The organism is Paenalcaligenes sp. GW821-LYS-B07-1 (assembly GCF_058803365.1).
In genome coordinates, this window is the sequence record NZ_CM179516.1 from 1,110,132 (window position 1) to 1,124,149 (window position 14,018).

The 14,018-nt window shown below is 48.4% G+C and carries 16 protein-coding genes and 2 tRNA genes; 15 read left to right on the forward strand and 3 right to left on the reverse strand.

Annotated elements, in window-relative coordinates:
* Window positions 1–39 precede the first annotated feature (39 nt).
* From AC3QL0_RS05155 to AC3QL0_RS05170, 4 genes are all read left to right on the forward strand, one after another.
* The gene (locus AC3QL0_RS05155) at window positions 40–1,020 is read left to right on the forward strand and encodes a C4-dicarboxylate TRAP transporter substrate-binding protein (RefSeq protein WP_493010377.1); all 981 of its coding nucleotides are present in this window, start codon (window positions 40–42) and stop codon (window positions 1,018–1,020) included.
* A gap of 98 nt (window positions 1,021–1,118) precedes the next feature.
* Entirely contained in the window at window positions 1,119–1,595 is a 477-nt protein-coding gene (locus AC3QL0_RS05160) for a TRAP transporter small permease (protein ID WP_493010378.1), read from the forward strand.
* Window positions 1,596–1,618: 23 nt separating this feature from the next.
* The gene (locus AC3QL0_RS05165) at window positions 1,619–2,863 is read left to right on the forward strand and encodes a TRAP transporter large permease (protein ID WP_493010379.1); all 1,245 of its coding nucleotides are present in this window, start codon (window positions 1,619–1,621) and stop codon (window positions 2,861–2,863) included.
* 84 nt (window positions 2,864–2,947) lie between these two features.
* On the forward strand, window positions 2,948–3,760 hold the full coding sequence (locus AC3QL0_RS05170; RefSeq protein ID WP_493010380.1) for an IclR family transcriptional regulator: 813 nt from the start codon (window positions 2,948–2,950) through the stop codon (window positions 3,758–3,760).
* A 131-nt stretch (window positions 3,761–3,891) separates the two neighbouring features.
* Here AC3QL0_RS05170 and AC3QL0_RS05175 read toward each other — a convergent pair.
* Window positions 3,892–3,967 (reverse strand) — tRNA-Asn (locus AC3QL0_RS05175).
* A 267-nt stretch (window positions 3,968–4,234) separates the two neighbouring features.
* Here AC3QL0_RS05175 and AC3QL0_RS05180 point away from each other — a divergent pair.
* Genes AC3QL0_RS05180 through AC3QL0_RS05225 form a run of 10 tightly spaced genes read left to right on the forward strand, consistent with a single transcriptional unit; the run spans window position 4,235 to window position 11,869 of the window.
* Window positions 4,235–4,732 carry a cupin domain-containing protein gene (locus AC3QL0_RS05180; protein ID WP_493010381.1) on the forward strand — a complete coding sequence of 166 codons (498 nt, stop codon included), beginning with the start codon at window positions 4,235–4,237 and terminating at the stop codon, window positions 4,730–4,732.
* Between the two features lie 12 nt (window positions 4,733–4,744).
* The gene (locus AC3QL0_RS05185) at window positions 4,745–5,059 is read left to right on the forward strand and encodes an NIPSNAP family protein (RefSeq protein WP_493010382.1); all 315 of its coding nucleotides are present in this window, start codon (window positions 4,745–4,747) and stop codon (window positions 5,057–5,059) included.
* 11 nt (window positions 5,060–5,070) lie between these two features.
* On the forward strand, window positions 5,071–6,009 hold the full coding sequence (locus tag AC3QL0_RS05190; protein ID WP_493010383.1) for a 3-hydroxyacyl-CoA dehydrogenase: 939 nt from the start codon (window positions 5,071–5,073) through the stop codon (window positions 6,007–6,009).
* Window positions 6,006–6,530, forward strand: a complete 525-nt coding sequence (locus AC3QL0_RS05195; RefSeq protein ID WP_430223676.1) for a TRAP transporter small permease — start codon at window positions 6,006–6,008, stop codon at window positions 6,528–6,530. Before AC3QL0_RS05190 ends, AC3QL0_RS05195 begins: the two co-directional genes overlap by 4 nt.
* 12 nt (window positions 6,531–6,542) lie before the next feature.
* The gene (locus AC3QL0_RS05200; RefSeq protein WP_493010944.1) at window positions 6,543–7,814 is read left to right on the forward strand and encodes a TRAP transporter large permease; all 1,272 of its coding nucleotides are present in this window, start codon (window positions 6,543–6,545) and stop codon (window positions 7,812–7,814) included.
* Between the two features lie 23 nt (window positions 7,815–7,837).
* Window positions 7,838–8,818, forward strand: a complete 981-nt coding sequence (locus AC3QL0_RS05205) for a TRAP transporter substrate-binding protein (protein ID WP_493010384.1) — start codon at window positions 7,838–7,840, stop codon at window positions 8,816–8,818.
* A gap of 14 nt (window positions 8,819–8,832) precedes the next feature.
* A complete protein-coding gene (locus tag AC3QL0_RS05210; RefSeq protein WP_493010385.1) occupies window positions 8,833–9,636 on the forward strand; it encodes an alpha/beta fold hydrolase in 804 nt (267 codons plus the stop codon).
* Window positions 9,626–10,429, forward strand: a complete 804-nt coding sequence (locus AC3QL0_RS05215; protein WP_493010386.1) for an aspartate dehydrogenase — start codon at window positions 9,626–9,628, stop codon at window positions 10,427–10,429. The genes AC3QL0_RS05210 and AC3QL0_RS05215 overlap by 11 nt, the downstream gene beginning before the upstream one ends.
* Before the next feature lie 9 nt (window positions 10,430–10,438).
* Window positions 10,439–11,203: an SDR family oxidoreductase gene (locus AC3QL0_RS05220; protein ID WP_493010387.1), complete on the forward strand. Its 765-nt coding sequence runs from the start codon at window positions 10,439–10,441 to the stop codon at window positions 11,201–11,203.
* A gap of 33 nt (window positions 11,204–11,236) precedes the next feature.
* On the forward strand, window positions 11,237–11,869 hold the full coding sequence (locus AC3QL0_RS05225; RefSeq protein ID WP_493010388.1) for a TetR/AcrR family transcriptional regulator: 633 nt from the start codon (window positions 11,237–11,239) through the stop codon (window positions 11,867–11,869).
* A gap of 149 nt (window positions 11,870–12,018) precedes the next feature.
* On the opposite strand, the gene AC3QL0_RS05230 is transcribed toward AC3QL0_RS05225, so the two are convergent.
* Window positions 12,019–12,789, reverse strand: coding sequence for an AraC family transcriptional regulator (locus tag AC3QL0_RS05230; RefSeq protein WP_493010389.1), 771 nt, complete (start codon window positions 12,787–12,789; stop codon window positions 12,019–12,021).
* Window positions 12,790–12,883: 94 nt separating this feature from the next.
* Between AC3QL0_RS05230 and AC3QL0_RS05235 the strand changes: the two genes are divergently transcribed.
* The gene (locus AC3QL0_RS05235) at window positions 12,884–13,792 is read left to right on the forward strand and encodes a DMT family transporter (RefSeq protein WP_493010390.1); all 909 of its coding nucleotides are present in this window, start codon (window positions 12,884–12,886) and stop codon (window positions 13,790–13,792) included.
* A 131-nt stretch (window positions 13,793–13,923) separates the two neighbouring features.
* Here AC3QL0_RS05235 and AC3QL0_RS05240 read toward each other — a convergent pair.
* A tRNA-Asn gene (locus tag AC3QL0_RS05240) sits at window positions 13,924–13,999 on the reverse strand.
* Window positions 14,000–14,018 lie beyond the last annotated feature (19 nt).

Consider the following 14,018-nt stretch of genomic DNA (forward strand, 5'->3'; position numbering starts at 1 on the left):
ATGTACAGAAAATAAGAGCAATGACTCTGGAGACAAACAATGAAAACACTAAAAACGTATGCAATAGCAGCTTTATCAACGTTCGCACTGGCAGCACCTATGGCAGTATTTGCTGCCCCTACCACCATTAAAGTCGCCTATGAGAACCATCCAGGGGAGCCGGCAGATTTAGTGATGCACTATTGGGCAGATTTGCTCAAAGAACGCAGCAATGGGGAGATTTTGTTAGAGCTGTACCCTAGTTCGCAGTTGGGCTCTAAAAGCGATGTGATGGATCAGGCGCTGATGGGGATGAACGTGGTGACGATTAGCGATGTGGGTTTCATGGCCGATTACGAACCAGACTTGGCTGCACTGTATGGTCCATTTTTAACGGAAAACACCGAGAAACTGTTTGAGCTGTATGACAGTCCGTGGTTTGCTGAGAAAAATAAATCCTTGCGTGAGCAAGGTGTGCATTTGGTCATCACTAACTACAACTATGGTGACCGCCATATCATTGCCAAAAAGCCTATTCGTACACCAGAAGATTTGGCTGGCATGAAAATCCGTGTGCCCAATAATGTTATTCAAATCAAAACTTTTGAGGCCATGGGAGCCACGCCCACACCTATGCCATTAGCCGATGTGTACCCAGCGCTGACGCAAGGTGTGATAGATGGTGCAGAAAATCCGCTTAGTGTGTTGTATGGGCAAAAACTGCATGAGCCCGCTAAGTACTTGTCGCTGGTGAATTACCTGACTACTGCGGCAGTATGGGTGGGGGGGGAGGCCTTCTTTAGTACTTTGCCCGAAGACCAGTTGGCATTGATTCACGAGACAGGGCGCGAGGCCGGTTTGTATAGCCAGCAGTTGGCCAAAGAAAGTGATGCCAAAGTGTTAGAGCTGATGCGTGCTCAAGGTGTAGAGATCATTGAGCCAGACCGAGAGGCCTTCAAAGCTAAAGCACTGAAAGTGTATGAGCAGTTCCCAGAGTGGTCTCCCAACTTATATCAAACCCTACAAGATCAGCTGAAATAAGACGAAATTTTGTGTTTCACGACTCATCGCTCTAGAGGTGTTGGGTGGGCTTAGGCTTGCTTAACCTTAAGAGTGATGGGCATTAGGGCTGAGGGGGAATGATGAAACAAGTGTTGAATAAGCTGGGCAATGCATTACTTGGCTTGATTCTGGGAGCGCTGGTGTGCATCACGGTTGGTGGTGTATTCATGCGTTACGTGATGCACATGCCGTGGCATTGGGTGGAAGAAATGTCGGGGCTGTTGATGGTGTGGATTATTTTTATGGGTGTGTTTTTTGCTGAGCGCGATCATGAAAATTTAACCATCAGCTTTTTGACGGATGCCATGCGTCCGCGTGTACGCCAGATTGTGTATGTGCTCATGGGGGTGTTGTCGGTGGCTGTATTGCTAATCGCAGCATGGTGGAGCTGGAGTCTGGCTGGCGCTGTGCAGGCACGTATGACACGTATTTTGGGTATTTCGCTGTTCTGGATTTATGTGCCAGTGACTATTGGTTTTACCGCTACAGCAGTGCTGATGTTTAGGCGTTTGTTTGTACGGGAATCGGCAAGTGGTAGTGGAGACGAAGTATGAGCTGGATGTGGATATTACCCATAATGTTTGGATTGATGCTGCTGAACATGCGCATTTATCTGGCCATGTTTACGGCGATTGTCGTTTACTTTTTGTTCTTTAATAGCCTGCCATTCGGTGTGGCAGTACAGCGCTTGGTTGCGCCAGCACAAAATAGCACCTTGTTGGCTATTCCCTTTTTTATTTTGTTGGGAACCTTGCTGTCTCATACAGGCGTAGCCGAACGTATCTTGCATTTGGCTAACCTGCTGGTGGGGAAATTTAGAGGTGGTATGGCAATGGCCAATATCACCATGAGCACCTTGATGGGCGGGGTGAGTGCATCTAACTTGGCTGATGCGGCTATGTTGTCCAAAATGATGGTTCCAGAAATGGAGCGTCAAGGGTATAGCCGTGCTTTTGCGGCAGCGGTTACAGCCTCGGGCTCATTGGTGACGCCTATCATTCCTCCTGGTATTGCGCTCATTATTTACGGCATGGTGGCCGACGTTTCCATTGGTCGTATGTTTATGGCGGGTATTTTGCCTGGCTTGTTATGTGCTGTATTGCTGATGGTGGCGGTGTGGTTGGTGTCAGTGAAGCGTGGCTATAAACCCATGCTTAAAGAGTGGCCCAAGCCACGAGAGCTAGGGCGTGCAGGCTTAAGTGCTTGGCCAGCGTTGTTAGTATTGGTGGGTGTAGTGGGCGGTATACGTGCCAATATCTTTACACCTACAGAAGCAGGTGCCGCAGGTGTGGTAATTGTGGCATTTATAGGTTTTGTGATTTATAAAAAAATGACCCTGGGCCATGTGGGGCATGCGCTCACTACAACTGCAAAATCGACGGCTTCGATCATGCTGGTCATTATGGCAAGTTCGGCCTTGGCGTGGATATTCTCGTTAGAGCATGCTGGGGTAGCGATGGCGAGTTGGATTAGTAGCCTTACTGATAATAAATACGTATTTTTGGCAGCGGTGAATATTTTGCTGTTGCTGCTAGGCATGTTTATTGAGGGTACTGCGCTGATTATCGTGCTGGTGCCGTTGCTCAAACCTGTGATGATGCAGATGGGTATAGATCCCATACATTTTGGACTAGTCATGATCCTGAATTTGTCTATTGGTACGCTGACACCGCCAGTAGGAACAGTGATGCTATTAGTCTGCAACATTACTCGCGTAACTATGAATGAATTCCTTAAAGAGTCTGTGGCATTGTTATTAGCCTTGTTAGTGGCTTTGGCTTTGGTAACATACGTACCTGCAATCTCGTTATTACTAACGTGATCAGTGCAAGGGGTGGGCGCGTTGGCCTAGGTTGGCGCTGCCCATTGTGTTTACTGTGTGCGAATACGAAGCTAAGCGTCCTGAATGGTTACTGCGAAAAAAACAGCCGATACAACTACAGCACCGCGCTATGCGGCTCCTGCGCTTGAGAAAGGGTTGAATATCCTTGAGGTGTTATCTGATTCTTACGAGGGCTACACCTTGAACGAAATCTCTAAAAAGCTGGATCGCAGCATGAATGAGATTTTTAGAATGGTGATGACGCTAGAGCGATGCGACTGGGTGCAGGTGGATGAGAACGGCAGATACAGCCTTACGTTGCGCATGTTTAAGTTGGCACATCAACATAGGCCTTTGCGTTCGTTGGTGAGTATTGCTACACCGTTAATGCGAAAACTGGTTAATCAGGCAAGGCAATCGTGTCACCTTACTGTGTTGCAAGATGCGAAAGTGGTGGTGATTGCACAAATAGATAGCCCGGAACGGTGGTCTTTTGGTTTAAAAGTGGGGGCTTTAGTTGGATTGCGTGACACGGCGTCTGGGCATGTATTGTTAGCTTACCGAGAAGAGTCCGAGCGCGAGCGTATTTTGGCCTTGCACGGGCCAGTAGACGGTGAAAGTACATTAACCAAAGCGCAACTGGATAAGGTCTTAAAGCAAGTGCGGGTCAGTGGTTACGCCGAAACCCCTAGCCAGCAGGTAAAAGGCATTGTGAATATTGCGTACCCAGTGTTTGGACCTAATCAAACCGTGGTGGCATGTTTGAATGTACCGTACCTAGAACGTGTGGACTTGGGTGTACAGCCCTCAGTTGATGAGCTAAAAGAAATTGTAGATAGCTATGCTAAAGAGCTGTCTGAAATGATGGGTTACAGCAGTTATAACGCCAATCCCTAAGTGGCAACATAAACCGAAAACGTCACCTAAGGGTGGCGTTTTTTTATGGGGTGTAGAAGGTGTGGTTGCCCAGAATATGGGCGGGAAAAACAAAAAGCGCCTATGTGTGAACATAAGCGCTTTTTTAAATCTGGCTCCCCGAGCAGGGCTCGAACCTGCGACCTGCGGATTAACAGTCCGTCGCTCTACCGACTGAGCTATCGGGGAATCGGTAAAGAAAGAACTATAGCATAGTTTCAAAAATTAACACAAGCCCCTTGTGAAGAAGACATGAATTATTTGTGGCGTGGGCATATTTTGACTTTTTGTTCACTCATGAAAACCCTAATCCCTTGTCTCTTTACTTACATGTTTGTTAGTTTTTGGCAGCATTTTTTTATGTTTCGGGATTTCCCTAGTTTAATAGGCAAGCAAAAATCCAGATACTTACACCTAACAAAACTGACAAACATGTAAGTTAATAAGGGTGGATTGATGGGAAAGCAAGTTTTTGCATCTGGCTCGTGTCTAGTACAACCCACGGGCAGCGAGAGTTACTGGCAGCCTGTGCCAGCGAATGGTTTTGTACGTTGTTTATTTAATAGCAAGGCGCTAGAGGCGAAAGCAGCATTTTCGGCAGGTACGCAAACCATTGATCCAGGCTGTTATGTGCGTGAACACATGCACGACACGCATGAAGAAGTGATTTATATCTACGAAGGCGAAGGCTTCGTGGTGTTGGATGGTGTGGAACATACGTTAGCGCCAGGTGCCTCGTTGTATTTGGCATCTAAGAGCACGCATAAATTTGTGAATACGGGGTCAGGGCCGTTGTCGTTCTTCTGGATGCTGATGCCTGGTGGTTTGGATGATTTTTTCAAACAAATTGGTAGAGAGCGTAAGGCTAGTGATGTACCTCCTGAGCCATTTCCTCGTCCTGACAATATTGAGGAAATAGAAGCCAACACCGTATTTGGTTGGACTAAGTCGTAAAAGGAGAGGGCTGTGTATATAGAAGAGCGTGATTACCGTATTAAACCTGGGTTAGTAAACCAGTTTGTACGTACCTATGAAGAGCATGGGTTGGCATTGCAAAAACAGTATTTGGGCAAATTTCTGGGGTATTTTATCTCTGAGATAGGCGAGCTTAATCACGTGGTGGCATTGTGGTCATACGAGAGCTTAGATGAGCGCGACAGGGCTCGTAGTCAAATGCTGGCTGATGAAAAATGGCAAGCGTATTTGGAGAAAGTCATTGATTTGATTGATACGCAGCAGACACGTATTTTGAAACCGGTATCGTTTTCGCCTATAGGCTAGTGGTGAGCAGTATGAAAAAAGTAGCTGTAATAGGTGGTGGGATTATCGGCAGTTCATGGGCCGTCGTGTTTGCTCGTGCTGGGATACAAACCAGTATTTACGATCATGATGTGAACAGCGTTGAGCGTATCAGGTCGGTTATCCGTGAGAGTGTACAAAACTCCACCCCGTTATTGATGGAAGGCGATAGCGTTGACGCCGTGATGTCGCGCATTACTATTCACACCAGTTTGGCAGAAGCATTACACGATGCTGATTACATACAGGAAGCCGCCTCGGAAAATCTGACATTGAAGCAGCAACTCTTTGCTGATATGGCAGCTCAGGCAAAAGATACAGCTATTTTTGCAAGTTCTACTTCTACTTATGGCGCGAGTTTGTTTACGCGTGATTTGGTGCAACGTGAGCGTTGCTTGGTAGTGCATCCTATGACACCTCCGCATCTGATGCCTATTGTGGAAGTGGTAGGGGCAGAGTGGACTAGTCCAGAGGTGGTGAAGACAGCGTGCGCGTTTATGCGGCAGTTGGGGCAAAGACCCGTGGTTCTGGAAAAGGAGGTGTCTGGCTTTGTATTGAATCGTTTGCAGGGCGCGTTATTGATGGAAATGTTTGAGTTGATCGCTGATGGGGTGATACGCCCAGCAGATGCCGACTTGATCATTAGCCAAGGACTAGGGTTGCGGTGGTCAGTGGTAGGCCCGTTGGAAGGCATAGATTTAAATGCACCCACAGGCATACAGGGTTACTTGGAACGTTACGGGCATATTTTTAATGAGATGGCAGAAGCCAAAGGGTTACGCCCGCCGGTAGATACGCCATTAATTCAAACCTTGCATCAGGCTATGCGAGCATCATTGGGCTTAGAGCGCCTAGATGCCAAGCGTGCGTGGCGTGATCAAGCTATGGCAGCGGTGCAGTTACAACTTAGAGAGATAGAGGAGCGCGCATGATACGCCTAGTTAAGTTGGTTGATAGTTTGAACTGCGCTATTCGGTGGGTGTTGGCGGTGTGCTTGTTAGGCATGACGTTGTGCACTTTATGGCAGGTGGCAGTACGTTTTCTGCTGGGGACGTTCAGCTTGAATATTGCCGCACCGTGGACAGAAGAGGTGGCACGTTACTTGATGATTTGGGTGATCTTTTTGGGCGCATCTATTGCGTGCCGAAAAGCGCAGCTTATTTCATTAGACGTGGTGGTGTTTAGTTTGCCCAAGAAAATTGGGGTGTTCTTACGCTACGTCTCGTTAGTCGTGTGTTTGGGGTTCTTTGTGCTGATGGTGCAGTTAGGCATGGAGTTCTTGGAGTTTGGTGCGATTGAGTCTAGTCCGGTGCTGTCCATGCCTAAAACATGGGTGTACGTAGCAATGCCCTTGGGTTTTAGCCTCATGATCGTGAACACAGTAGCCCTCATTATCGAAACCATTTCCCGTGGTGAAGATATACGGTTTACCAATGGCGAAAATATAGAGTAGGAGACGATCATGATGGGATTTGGAATTATTCTGCTGTTGGGGTTGTTTTTACTGAGTGTGCCGGTTTCGCTCAGCTTAGGTATCGCTCCTATTCCTGCGGTATTGGAAAAAGGTTTGCCGCTGATTGTGTTGCCGCAAACCATTTTCGAAGCGATGGATTCATTTGCCTTGATGGCGATTCCATACTTCGTGTTGGCCGGTAGATTGATGCAAAGCGGTGGTATTGCGAAGCGTTTGATCGAGCTGGGGATGGCACTGATTGGTTGGGTTAAGGGCGGTCTGGGTGCAGCGACTGTGTTGACCACCATGTTCTTTTCTACCATTAGTGGTTCGTCGTCAGCGACTACGGCGGCTATTGGTGGGGTGATGATTCCTGAGATGGAACGTAACCGTTACCCACGCGCTTTTTCGGCATCGGTAGTGGCGGCATCGGGTGAGTTGGGTGTGATTTTGCCACCTTCTGTACCGATGATCGTGTATGCCATGTTGACGGGTACGTCGGTCGCACAAATGTTCTTTGCTGGGATTATTCCTGGTTTGATGATCGGTTTCTCTTTAATGCTGACCATCATTATCTGGTCATCCATTAAAGGCTATGGCGATACCAAACGTGTGTCTTTCAAGGAATGGTTTGTAGGCGTAATGCGGGCATTGCGATCAGCTTTCTTGTCGCTGATGTTGCCGGTTCTGATTCTGGGTGGAATTTACGGCGGGATGTTCACGGCCACAGAAGCGGCTGTGATGGCAGTAGCGTATGCGTTTGTAGTGGGTACCTTTATTTATAAGGAGATCAACCTTAAAGAATTGCCTGCGATTCTCTGGGAGTCCGCGATTACATCAGCCATTGTGATGTTGATTGTAGGTTTTGCATCGGTGTTCGCTTATGCCTTGTCGCTGTATCAGATTCCTCAGTACATTGCCTCGGCCATTTTGTCGGTTTCCGATAATCCTTATGTATTCCTGCTGATTGTGAATATTGCGTTGCTGGTGATTGGTTTGTTTATGGAAACCTTTGCTGCCATTTTGATTCTGGCACCAGTACTCGCACCGGTAGCAGTGAGCTTGGGCATTGATCCCGTGCACTTCGGTTTGATTGTGATCGTCAACTTGGCAGTAGGGATGGTGACTCCTCCGGTTGGTGTGAACTTGTTCTTGGTTTGTGGTATTGCCAAAGTATCAATGGAAAAATTGATGCGACCACTGTCTGTATTTCTTGGCATCTTGTTTATTAATTTAATGCTGATTACCTATGGGCCATTGTTGTTAAAAGAATGGTTCAACTAAAAATAACGTTGGGAGACCGTAGCATGAAAAAAGTAGTCAAATTTATGGCTGGTATGTCGCTGTTAGCGGTGGCATTGGGTGTAAGCGCCAAACCAATCGAAATCAATATTGGCCATGCGCTGAGCGAAAACAGTTCTTATCAAGCAGCAGCCGAGCATTTCGCCAAGCTGATGAATGAGAAAACCAATGGCGAAGTAACCGTGAAAATCTTCCCGTCCGGCACATTGGGCGGTGAGTTGAAACTGGTACAAGGCTTGCGTACTGGTGTGGTGGACGCGTCCATCATGGGCCAACCTTCGTTAGAAAACACCGTGCGTGAGTACCGTGTGTTGTCACTGCCGTATTTGTTCGACAACTACGAAGAAGCCAACACCATCATGCAAGGCCCGGTAGGTGATCGTTTACTGGAAGAGCTGGATAAATACGGCATGGTAGGTCTGGGCTGGGGGGCAATTTATGCACGCAGCATGGCATCCATGAAGCCCATCAACAATGTGGAAGACATGAGCCACCTGAAAGTACGTGTGATTCAGTCTCCAGGTTATGTAGAGGCGTACCGCTCTTTAGGTTCTCAGCCTACACCTACCGCCTACGGTGAGCTGTTCTTGGCGTTGCAAAACGGTGTGGTAGATGCGGCTGAGCTGAGCCCTGATCAAACGGTGGGTGACGGTTTCTCGGAGACCATCAAGTACTACACCGTGAGTGAAGTGCATCAGTTGCCTAGCTTGTTCATCATGTCCAAGGCTAAATACGCCAGCTACCCAGAAGATGTACAGCAAGCCATTAAAGAAGCCTCTCAATCTGCGATGGAAGTAGCGCTGCAGTACCAAGATCAAAAGATGGCGGATGGCTTCAAGACCATGGAAGAAAAAGGCATTACTATCGTGCGCCCTGATTTGACACCGTTCAAAGAGAAAGCGCGCGCTGGCTGGGCTCGCATTACGCAAGACTCTCCCGGCGGTGAAGACTTCCTGCGTCAAATCGAAGACGCTCGCAAACAGTAGTAGGGGTTAGGGCAATGACGTCTTACTTTGAGTCTAGTGTGGATGGCGCAACCTTTGCTGTAGAGCGTACAGGGGAAGGTCCTGCTGTATTGCTCATCAGTGGCTTAGGCGGTAGCGCCGCCTTCTGGAAAGGTGTGAGTGCCGCGTTAGCGGCTCAGCACTATCACGTGATCTGTATGGATCAACGAGGGATTGGTGGTTCAGAGCGTGGTACAGCCAAAGTAAGCATTGCCCAGTTGGCAGAAGACTTTAATCAACTTTTAACGCATTGCGGGGTTGAGCAGGCGCATGTTGTAGGCCACTCAACTGGGGGATGTATTGCGCAGCAGTTGGCCTATGTCCATCCAGAAAAAGTGCGCTCTTTGGTGTTAGGAGCAACCTGGGCAGGGCCTAATGCGTACATGCAAAACCTATTTGCATTACGAGCGCAATTATTGCGCTTGGACCCGCAATGCTATGAGCAGCAAGGCGTGTATTTATCGTATCCCGCAGAATGGATATGGAAACACAACGCCTTTGTAGCAACAGGAAAAAAATGGGGGCCAGAGCAGGTCCAGACAGTGCAGGAACGTATAGAGGCATTGTTGCAGTTTGACGGTAGAAGTCAGGCTGCAGCCTTGAATATTCCTAGTTTGATTTTGAGCGCTGAGGACGATGCTGTGGTTCCGCATGCATTACAAAAAGAGCTACAGACTCTAGTGGCAGGCGCCACCTTGACCAGTTGGCCAACGGGTGGACATTTCTTTCCCATCACCTTGTCACATATCTATAACGATACTTTATTGAATTGGTTTTCGAGGTTTGAACATGATAAATAGCGTAGCGTTTATCGGCTTCGGTGCCATAGGCCAAGATGTTTTTAAAACATTGCAGCCTATGTTTAGTGCACAACAAACGAAGTTGCTGGTACTCAGACGACCAGACCCTCTTCAAGCTGAATTGCCTGAAGGTGTGATTGAATGTGCGTCGCTAGAAGAGCTTTTAGCGTTTAAGCCGCAACTCGTGATTGAAGCAGCGGCACAAGCTGCTGTACGGGAGTACTTACCTGCATGTTTGGAGTTGGGTATTTCAGTGGTGATCACGTCTATTGGTGCGTTAACTGATGCAGCGCTGGTGGATGAGCTGGTCCGTGTTGCAGGAGAAAACGGGTCGCAAATTCTATTGCCTTCGGGTGCTATAGGTGGATTGGATTACCTGCAGTCAGTACGTCATGCGCCTGATTTGCAGGTGGTGTATGAGTCTCGTAAACCTGTGGCGGCGTGGTTGCCTGAGTTGGCCGAGCTCAACATAGAACCAGCGTCGGTTTCTACAGAAATACTGCTGTTTGAAGGCAATGCAGCAGAAGCAGCGCAGCGCTATCCCAAAAACCTGAACGTGGCAGCAACCTTGGCGCTTGCAGGTGTGGGGATGCAGAAAACCAAGGTCAAAGTCGTGGTGGATCCAACGCTTACGCAAAACCAGCACGTTATACACATCACCAGTCAGTTTGGCAGTATGCGTTTGGTGTTGAGTAATACGCCGTCGCCGTCTAATCCTAAGTCGTCGTGGGTGGTGGCGCAAAGTATTGCCAGCGTCGTACAGCGTGAGTTTTCTATCTTGAAAGTGCGCTAGGAACCATCAATGAAACTACAGCATAAAGTCGCTGTCATTACCGGAGCAGCCTCAGGTATAGGGGCTGCAACGGCACAGTTATTTGCAGCCGAAGGCGCAAGCGTTGTGGTAGCAGATAAGGATTTGGTTGCCGCACAAATGCTGCAGCAAAGTTTGGTGATGAGTGTTGGGGCATCGGCGCTGGCTGTGCAGGTGGATGTGGCTGATTCTATTTCTGTACAGCAAATGCTGCAGCGTACGCAGGATCATTTTGGACGTGTTGATGTGCTGGTGAACAATGCGGGTTTTGGTCTGGCTAGTACGGTAGAAAACACCTCAGAAGACGATTGGACGCGATTGATGCGTGTGAACGTAGATGGTGTGTTTTACGGTTGTAAGTACGTTATCCCTATGATGCGTCAACAAGGGGGCGGGGTTATTGTGAATACCGCTTCGGTAGCGGGTCTAGTAGGCTTGCGTGAACGGGCTGCGTATTGTGCGTCTAAAGGTGCCGTGATTGCACTGACACGTGCGATGGCTTTGGATCATGCTGCCGAAAATATTCGGGTGAATTGTGTAGCACCAGGAACGGTACAATCGCCGTACTTTACTGACATGCTAGCAAAAGCCGAGGACCCACAAGCCTTATTACAGCAGCTTTCCGCAAGGCAGCCTGTGATGCGTTTAGGACAACCGGAAGAGATTGCTAAAGCAATTTTATTTTTGGCCTCGGCGGATTCGTCATTTAGCGTAGGTTCAGTATTAGTGACGGATGGTGGTTTAAGCGCCGCGTAATTTAATTTGGTAGGAATTAGTTAATTTATAGGCATGAAAAAAGAATTGAATGAAATGCTCTCAATGAAAGAGCGCATCAAGCAAGAGGCTACGCGTATGTTGATCGCGCACGGTAGTGCGGGGTTTAGATTTCAGCAGATCGCCGAAGAGCTTGATTGTACGCGGGGTAATGTGCACTATCACTACCGGCATAAGCATCAGCTTATAGAGGAAGTCACAGTGGAGTACTGCCAACGTACGATAGGGCATTTTGATCAAATTTGGCTGTCCGAGAATGATTTAAGCGAAAAGATACAGCAAAGTATGCAGTTCAATCGCTCGCGCTATTTGATCTTCAATCCTTCAGGCAGCACAGGCCATCCATGGAGTTTGATTGCGCGCATGCGCTCTGAGCGCGATCAAATTACGCCGCTGGCACGTGAAGCAGTTACCCGCTATACCAAAGAGCTACAGGCATCCGTGTTCTCGGGTATGCATCAGGCTGTAGCGCGTGGTGAGCTATGCAAAGATACCCCCGTAGAAACGGTGTCGTTGCTGCTGGTGGAAATTGCCAATAGTGCCGATCCTATTACCCGTGATGCGGGTAGCTTCACACGTTTGCAGATGATGTATGAGGCGTTTGAACGCTTGGTACGCGATGCCTATGGTAGAAAAGTGGCGGTGTAATAAAGCAGTTTAGCTAGCTGAGGTGGTGTTGGCTTGGTTACGCCTCATAAGCCCAGTAGGCAATAAATAGGCCTGCTGGGCTTTTTTGTGACCATCACATGGCGCATGGTTGTTCAGCCTGCGCGCTGGGTGGCGTGTCAAATATATGGCTATTGATAGAAGGCAGAGGGGGTCATGCCGAAGTGGCGTTTAAACATGGCGGTATAGGCGCTTTGGCTATTGTAGCCGTGCTCTAACGCTACCTGAACGATAGGGGCGCCTTGCGCCAAGCTTTCCAGCGACAGTAGTAAGCGGGCCAACTGGCGCCATTGTCCAAAGGTAATGCCTGTGTGGTGTCTAAATTGCCGATGGAAGGTTTTGGTGCTCATGGCCAATTGTTCTGCCCACTGGTCGGCAGTGGTGGGTGTGTCGGGTTGTTTAGCGAGTTGTGTGCACACACGTTTTAGTCGCTTCTCTTCAGGCCACGGCAGGTAAAAGGGCAGAATAGGCAGGGTTTGTAGCTCATCCAGAATCAGGCGCATCAATCGACCATCACGGCTGTCTAGTTCGTAGTCCAGTGGTATTTGCGAAGCCTCTAGCATTAGTTCACGCAATAAAGGTGAGACATTTAACACGCAATCGGTATCGGGTAGGTTGGGGGCGGCATCGGGGTCTATAAACAGCGTACGCATACTGACAGCACCGCTCATGCGTACTGTGTGTTTGACGTCAGCCAGTAACCACACGCCCCTAGTGGGTGGCACCACCCAACGTCCACGACTGGTTTCTATCACCATCACGCCTTGTGTGGCATAGAGAAACTGTGCTCGAGTATGAGCGTGGGATGCTATGACGTGAGCATGTGGATACTCCACCGCTAAACCTGTAATGGGGCGGGCTGCGGTCTCTGAGGGCAGGTGTACTAACGGGTCTACGCTCACTATGTCTCTTTTGCGATAACGAATGACTCATTATCTTAATACAGTCTTTTGACTTTGACTCAACATAGCCTTTTTATGTGTGTAGAGGATGAGCATGAGATTCTGGTTGTTTCCCTTTTTGGCCATCGCCATCTGGGCCGGTAACGTGGTGGTTTCTAAAATGGCGTCGGGGGCGATATCCCCTTTAGCTATTACCTTTTATAGATTGGCGTTGGCCATCAGCATCATGAGCCTATTCATAGCTGGGCCAGTATGGAAAAATCGAGCGCAAGTGAAACGGTATTGGCCAAAGCTGATGTTTTTGGGCTTTCTGAGTATGGCGTTTTACCAATGCTTGTCGTACTGGGCGGCGGATACCTCTACAGCGACTAACATGGCGATTATTACAGCATTAACCCCGTTGCTCACTATGTTGGTGAGCTCGTTAGTGTTACGTGAATTTCCTACAGTGGGGATGGTGTTTGGTGGTGCTATTGCCTTGTGGGGCACGGCTTACCTCATTAGTGGTGGCGCACCGCTAGAACTAATCAAAGGAAATTACCGTGTAGGTGATGTGTTGATGCTGACGGCTGCTATCAGTTATGCGTTTTACAGTGTGTTGTTGCGTAAATGGCAGATAGCGTTGCCAGCATGGCAGTCTACCTATATGCAGGCGATCTCGGCGTTGGTGTTTATGTTGCCCATGTTTTTATGGGTACCCAAAGGTCAGGCTATGTTGGATACCGCGACGATTCCGTTGATTTTGTATGCCGGTATTTTGGCGTCTGTGGTGCTGCCGTTTTTTTGGATCAAGGGTATAGAGTATTTAGGTCCTAATCGTTGCAGTGTTTTCATGAATTTACTGCCTGTGATGACGGCCGGTCTGGCGATTATGCTGCTGGATGAGCACTTAAAGACATATCACATTATGGGTGGTGGCATAGCCTTGCTGGGGGTGTTTATTGCTCAGACGTGGCGAGGTCGATTCTTTGCTCGTAGATCGGTACCTACCGTGAGCCGTTAAGTGGGAGAGAGAAAAGCAGGGTGGTGAACTATGGGTTGACCATGGTTTCTGCTCTGTTTTTTGGCTGACCTAACGTGTATAGCCATTGGTAAAAGAAAAAGCCCAGCTAAAAATAGCTGGGCTTTTAAATTTGGCTCCCCGAGCAGGGCTCGAACCTGCGACCTGCGGATTAACAGTCCGTCGCTCTACCGACTGAGCTATCAGGGAATAGAAAGAAACTATAGCA